This is a genomic window from Actinacidiphila alni (genome assembly GCF_900112845.1).
GTDB lineage: Bacteria > Actinomycetota > Actinomycetes > Streptomycetales > Streptomycetaceae > Actinacidiphila > Actinacidiphila alni.
This window is the reverse complement of record NZ_FONG01000018.1, coordinates 171,876-178,266: the sequence shown is the minus strand read 5'-3', so window position 1 is coordinate 178,266 and position 6,391 is coordinate 171,876. Positions and strand designations below refer to the sequence as shown.

General features: G+C 69.9%; 5 protein-coding genes and 1 pseudogene. 3 read left to right on the top strand and 3 right to left on the bottom strand.

Annotated elements, in window-relative coordinates; translation table 11 throughout:
- The 3 genes and pseudogenes from BM076_RS26410 to BM076_RS26400 all read right to left on the bottom strand — a co-directional run.
- Positions 1 to 1,340 (bottom strand): annotated as a pseudogene (locus BM076_RS26410) (hypothetical protein); the annotation flags it as partial.
- 40 nt (positions 1,341 to 1,380) lie between these two features.
- Positions 1,381 to 2,316 carry an FG-GAP repeat domain-containing protein gene (locus tag BM076_RS26405; RefSeq protein ID WP_107416989.1) on the bottom strand — a complete coding sequence of 312 codons (936 nt, stop codon included), beginning with the start codon at positions 2,314 to 2,316 and terminating at the stop codon, positions 1,381 to 1,383.
- 198 nt (positions 2,317 to 2,514) lie between these two features.
- Positions 2,515 to 3,141: a TetR/AcrR family transcriptional regulator gene (locus BM076_RS26400; RefSeq protein ID WP_093716191.1), complete on the bottom strand. Its 627-nt coding sequence runs from the start codon at positions 3,139 to 3,141 to the stop codon at positions 2,515 to 2,517.
- A 269-nt stretch (positions 3,142 to 3,410) separates the two neighbouring features.
- Between BM076_RS26400 and BM076_RS26395 the strand changes: the two genes are divergently transcribed.
- The 3 genes from BM076_RS26395 to BM076_RS26380 all read left to right on the top strand — a co-directional run bounded on the left by BM076_RS26395 (position 3,411) and on the right by BM076_RS26380 (position 6,371).
- Positions 3,411 to 4,385: a tetratricopeptide repeat protein gene (locus BM076_RS26395; RefSeq protein WP_093716190.1), complete on the top strand. Its 975-nt coding sequence runs from the start codon at positions 3,411 to 3,413 to the stop codon at positions 4,383 to 4,385.
- Between the two features lie 654 nt (positions 4,386 to 5,039).
- Positions 5,040 to 5,663 (top strand): DUF6230 family protein, encoded by a 624-nt coding sequence (locus tag BM076_RS26385; RefSeq protein ID WP_093716188.1) that lies wholly within the window; start codon positions 5,040 to 5,042, stop codon positions 5,661 to 5,663.
- A 96-nt stretch (positions 5,664 to 5,759) separates the two neighbouring features.
- Positions 5,760 to 6,371, top strand: coding sequence for a DUF6114 domain-containing protein (locus tag BM076_RS26380; protein WP_093716187.1), 612 nt, complete (start codon positions 5,760 to 5,762; stop codon positions 6,369 to 6,371).
- The last annotated feature ends 20 nt before the right edge of the window (positions 6,372 to 6,391 follow it).

The following is a 6,391-nucleotide window of genomic DNA, read 5'->3' as shown; positions in this document are numbered from 1 at the left end:
GCCATCTGGGTCTTGCTGTCGGCGGCCGAGGCGCGGGTGGCGTTGGAGGCGGTCTCGGTGGCCTTGGCGACCGCGGTCGCGGCGGCGGCGGACGCCTTGGTGACCTGCGCGGCCTGCTGGCCGTAGAGCAGTCCGCGGCCGCGCGGCTGCCCGGCGTTGTCGGCGATGGCGTACGCGGCCTGCTGGGCGGTGTCGGCCTTGGCGGCCTGCGCCCGCGCGTCCTGCGCGGCCCGCGACGCCACGAACAGCTCGCCCAGCGCCATCGCCTGCGCCTTGACGATATCCGCCTTGGCCTTGGCGAACTGCGCGGTGGTCGGATAGTCGAGACCCGCACTGGCCGGGGTCTGCTTCAGCCAGTACGTCTGCCAGTCGGTGAGCCGGCTCGCGATCGTGGACTGGCCGAGCGCCTCACCGAGGGCCTGGGTGGCGACCTGGAGGTCGGCGTTGGCGGCGGCCTCGGCGCCCAGGATGGTGTCGCGCTGCGTCTTCTGGCCGTTGATCTCGGCCTGCCACTCGGTGGAGGCGGCGACGAGTTCGGCGCCCAGCACATGGTGCGGGTCCGGCGGGTTCTCGGTGCTGCACGACGCGAACCGCGCCTTCAAAGCCTCCACGTCGAGCCGGAACTCCATGGTGTCCGGGGCCGGCGCGGTGGTCGGGAAACCGCCGTTCTGCAGGAAGATCCGCGCGTCGTCGGCGTACATCGGGTGCATGAACGTCATGTCGTCCAGCGCGCGCAGGTCGTCGTAGTCCCGCGACTGGTCGGTGTAGCGGGCCTTCGCGATCGCGTTGACCGCGTCCACCGACTCCTTACTCGCCAACGGCGTCTGGTCCTGCGTGAACAGGTCGTCCTCGGACTGCCAGAACTGGTCGGATATCCAGCCCGACAGACCCGTGGTGTGGAAGGGGTTCTGGTCCCACTCGATCCAGCGGAAGCCCGCATAGGTGTAGCCGGACGGGGTGTTCGGGTAGTCGAGGGACTTCTGCCACTCCAGATTCCGGTCGTAGAGCTGGTCCATCTTCGCGTCCGCGTAGTCGCGGTCCTTGTCGAAGGCGACGGCCAGCGGCGGTTCCGGGTCCTTGAAGTACTCGGGGTCGGCGGCGGCCAGCAGATCGGCGTCGGAGCCGTTCAGACCGGTGCGCGCGACCGATTTGAGATTCTGGCCGCCCTTGCGCTGCATCGTGGTCATCAGGCACTGCGCGGCCCGGACCTTCGCGGCGGCGTCCAGGTCGTAGTCACCGGTCGTGTCGGTCGCCACCGGCGCGGTGTTCGCCGCGGCCACCGTGGCGGAACCCGCCAGCAGGACGGCCGTCGCGGTCGCCACCGCGGTCGCGGACAGCACCCGCGACCATCTCCCCCTGCGGCGCGGGCCGCGGGCCAGGTCAGAAGAACGCATTGAACCCCGCCCATCCGCTCGTGCCGATCTGCACCCGCGCCGCGAACGGCGCCGACGCCTTGCCCGTGCCCTTGAACAGCCACAGCGCGCCCGCGCTGTCCGAGGCGATCAGATCCGGCTTGCCGTCCCCGTCGTTGTCACCGGTGGACACCAGCGTCTTGTACGCGTTCCAGCCCGTGCCCACTGTGACCCGGGTGCCGAGGATCGCGTTGGCCGTCACGCTGCCCGTGCCCGGGTAGAGGTAGAGCGTCCCCGCCGGCGTACGCGCCAGCAGATCGTTCTTCCCGTCCCCGGTGTAGTCGCCGTAACCGGCCAGCACATCCATGCCGCTCCAGCCCGTACCCGCCTGGACGCGGGTGAGGAAGGTGCCGTCGGTCTTGCCCTGGTAGAGCCACAGGGCGCCCGCGGTGTCCCGCGCGATGACGTCGGGCTGGGCGGCGCCGCCCATGTTCCCGGGGGACATCAGCAGATTGAACTGGTCCCAGCCGGTGCCGATGAGCTTGGTCTCGGTGCCGCGCTCGGCGGTGTAGTAGAGCGCGTTGTTCATCCGGATGTAGAGGTCCTGCGCGCCGCCGTCCCCTGAGACCGGCAGGCGGAACAGAGCTGTCGCGGTGGAGTAACCGCCACCCAGGTCGACGTACGCCTGCAGACCTCCGCCCGAACCCTTCGGCTCGTACGCACGGAGATGACCGTCCGTGGTGCGGCCGAACAGCGGCAGCATCGGCGCGGAGCCCGCCACGGCGTGAACGTCGGCGCCGTCGGTAGCTGTCGTGGCACGGTCTGCTGCTGGTGCGCTGCCGGAGCGCTCGGCGTGTGCGCCCGGCGCGATCACGACAGCGAGCGCGGCCAGTGCCGCCGCTGCCGACCAGCCCGCGGTCCGCAGCGCCACCCGGCGCACGGACTCTCTGACTGTGAAACTCATTCGAGTACAACCCCCCACGCATTTCGCCAAGCGTGCGCATGCGTGAAGGCGTGCCAAACCGATCGGCCTACCCCCCCCGGATGGCACGCGCCCGTCCGATGGACGAGGCCTACGTGACTATAGGGTTCTTTGTGAATCCTGTGAAGATCTCTCAAAGATTCCGCAAATTACCGCGCGTGGAGGCGCGGCATCCGCTTCCTATCGCCGCACGCCGCTCAGGCCCAGCACCAGGAGGAGGGCGAGGCGGTCGGCCCAGTCGTCGTCGACCGGGGTGGCGCTGACCATGACGCGGTGGACGACGGAGCCGGCGATGACGTCGAAGATGAGGTCGGCGTCGCGGGCGGTGAGGGCGGGGTCGGTGTCGTCGGGGGGGATCTCGCCGCGGGACTGGGCGCGGGCGCGGCCGAGGAGGACGAGGTGCTTCTGGCGGTCGACGATGGCCTCGCGGATGCGCAGCCGCAGCGCGTCGTCGTGGGTGGCCTCGGCGACGACGGCCATCAGGCCGGTGCGGATGGCGGGGTGGTCCAGGAGGCCGGCGAAGCGCAGGACGACGCCGCGGATGTCGGCCTGGAGGCTGCCGAGGTCGGGCAGGTCGAGCTGTTCTTCGAAGAGGGCGGCGATGGCGTCCACGACGAGTTCGTTCTTGCCCGCCCAGCGGCGGTAGAGCGTGGTCTTGGCGACGCCGGCCCGGGCCGCCACATCGCTCAGGGTGAGCTTTCCCCAGCCCAGTTCGACCAGCGCCTCGCGCGTGGCGCCGAGGATCGCCCGGTCCGCCTCGGCACTTCTCGGGCGTCCGGTGCGTTTGTGAGGGGTGGGCGGCTCCATAGGGCGGACCATACCGGCCGGTAGGTTACGTGACGAGTGATCGGTATCACATGGGGTGACCGCCACACGCCCGGCCGGGGGAAGTTACGCTACGACCCGTAGCGAAACACGCGGCCCGTCATGGCTCGCACCGGCTCGCGACAACCACATGTGCGGATGGGGATCCGTACGACCAGCAGTACGCAGTCAACACGGCCGGCTTCACCGGATCCGGGCCCAGTCCCGGGGTCTGTGCACGTTCGGTACCGCGAGGGGGGAGGATTGGCCTCATGCAGCCACGGAACATGTCCATGAGCGGCGTGGTCGACCTCGCCGCGGTGAAGGCGGCCGGTGAGGCCAAGGCGAAGGCCGAGCAGGCCAGGGCGCAGCGGCAGGACCCCGCCAACGCCTCCGCCACCGCCGCCTCCCCGCTCGTCATCGAGGTGACCGAGGAGACCTTCGAGAGCGATGTCCTGCAGCGCTCCGCCGAGGTCCCGGTCGTCATCAGCTTCTGGGCCGACCAGGCCGAGCAGAGCAAGCAGCTCAACGCCGTACTGGAGCGGCTGGCCGCCGAATACCGCGGCCGGTTCGTCCTCGGCACCGCCGAGGTCTACGCCAACCAGATGCTCTTCCAGCAGTTCGGCGTCCAGGGCGTGCCCGCGGTCTTCGCGATCCTGGCCGGGCAGGCCATGCCGCTCTTCCAGGGCAGCGCCCCCGAGGACCAGATCACCGAGGTGCTCGACCAGCTGATCGCCGTCGCCGAGCAGCGCTTCGGCATCGTCGGCGCCGAGGTCGACCCCGGCGAGGCCGCCGCCCCGGCCGCCGAGGCGCCGCCGCGCCCGGCCACCCCGCAGGAGCTGGCGCTGTCCGCCGCGCACGACGCGCTGGACGAAGGCGACCTGGCAGGCGCCATCCAGGCGTACCGCAATGTGCTCTCCGACGAGCCCGGCAATGCCGAGGCCAAGCTGGGCCTGGCCCAGGCCGAACTGCTCGACCGGGTGCAGGGCGCCGACCAGCAGGCGGTCCGCGCGGCCGCCGCCGCGTCACCCTCCGACGTCCCGGCGCAGCTCGCCGCGGCCGACCTCGATCTGGTCGGCGGGCATGTGGAGGACGCCTTCGGACGCCTGGTGGACACCGTGCGGCGCACCGCGGGTGACGACCGGGACACCGTACGGCTGCGGTTGCTGGAACTCTTCGAGGTGATCGGGCCCGACGACCCCCGCGTCGTCACCGCGCGTACGGCCCTGGCCAGGGTGCTGTTCTGAGCCGGCGGGGGTGCCGCACCGAGCTGACCCGCCGGTCAGTTACCGGCCGGTCCGCGCGGCCCGCACCCCGTCCGTACTCAACGATTTAGCGACTCGGCGACCGCTCTTTATCAAACCGTGACAATCGGCGGTCGCCGTTACCTCTGGTAAGAACCCGGTGCCGCTTTATCCGACATTGCGATGCATGTCTGAATTTCACGGGTCGCTCTTCATTACTCCGCGTGACATCACTCCCCGTGGTGATCACACCTGTGACACTCTTCCGTTACTCGCTAGTAATGAACCCCCTTGTGCCCGGCGCGGGAATGGACCACGATCGCTCAAGCTCGGTCCGTTGCCACAGCCCGGCCGCCAGTCGGCGCCACGGTCACGGGTCCCCGCCGAGTGGGTGCGGACGGCACATGCCGCCGCTCCGGGACAGGGGGGTCTTCGCCCACCGGTGGAGCCTGTCCCACCAGGTTGCGCGAGAGCGTGGCCAGTGGTTGTCGCTCGGGGGTGATCGCCGAAGATTCGGACACCGCCGTCCGCACTCCTGAGAAGGAGGGACGGCTCGCCGATCGCCGGCGCTCTCCTTCCCGAGGACGTAGCACTTCTCCCATCCCAGGCCCGGACTGAACATCCCGGCCGGAGATGTACGTCCGAGAAGGAGGAAATATGGAGTCGCTCGTTCGTGGCGGTACCAGATGGCGGCGGTTCGCCGTCGTCATGGTGCCGAGTGTCGCGGCCACGGCCGCGGTTGGCATAGCCATCGCTCAGGGTGCGCTGGCCGCGTCCTTCGCAGTGTCCGGCCAGCAGTTCAAAGTGACAGCAAAGCACCTGCACGGTGAGGGCTTCGAGCAGTACGGCGCGCTCGACGTGCAGCACGGCAAGAAGTACGTCCCGGTCGCGGTGTCGGCGTTCACCGACGCCACGATTACCGGTCTGTGCCAGTCCGTGGTCATCCCGACGCCGATCGGCGACGTGACCCTCAAGCTGACCGCGGGTGACAAGGGCAAGGACGTCACCGCGAAGAACCTGTACATCGACCTCGACCAGCTCGACGCCGATGCGCAGTTCAACAACATCAACATCGGTGTCGCAGCCGGTGACAGCACCAAGGGCCCTGGTGTCAAGGACAAGGACATGACGGATCCGGGCTCGTTCGCGCAGGAGGCCGACTCGGCCGACCTGTACGGCGTCCAGCAGACCGCCTGGGCGACCAGCGCGGGCACGTTCACGCTGTCCGGCCTGAGCCTCGGTGTCCACAAGGGCTCCGGCTCCTCGGTGGAGTGCTACTAAGCACCCCCTGAGTGGTGAGGGTGAGCCGCGCGGGACGCGGCTCACCCGTCCCACCGATCGATCTTTCGCAAAGCCAGTCCCAGGGAGCTGTTTCCTATGAGCGCCGAGTCAACAGGACTGAGTGCCCGTCTCCGCTATTGGCGGCTGTCGTTCCGCCACTGGCGCTGGGGGCGCCCGTTCTGGGCGGGTCTGCTGACCCTCCTCGCCGGCGTGCCGATCGCCTACTTCCCGTACGCGAACCTCACGCTCGGCCAACTGACCGTCCGGATGGCGACGACCGCGGGCTCCGGCTCGCTGATCATCGGCGTCCTGCTGTTCGTGCTCGGCCTCACCATGTGGTTCCAGAGCGCGGTACGGATCTTCGCCGGTGTCGCGTCGATCCTGCTCGCGCTGGTCTCGCTGGTGGTGTCCAACTTCGGCGGCTTCCTGATCGGCTTCCTGCTGGCGCTGCTGGGCGGCGCCCTCGCGGTCTCCTGGGCGCCCGGCGTCCCGGCGACCGACGAACCGGGCGAGAAGGCGGAGCTGCCCGACGGCGCCCCTGAGGGCGGCGGCGACGAGAACGCTCCTCCTGCCCCGCCCACCCTGCCCGAGCAGTCCCAGGGGCCCCACGAGCCCGTGGAGGGCTACGGACAGCCCGAGCCGGTCCACGCGGGAGCGCGGCCCGACGAAGAGACCACCGAGGAGAACGGGAGGCACCGTGCTGGGTGACGACGCTCAGCCGGCCGAGA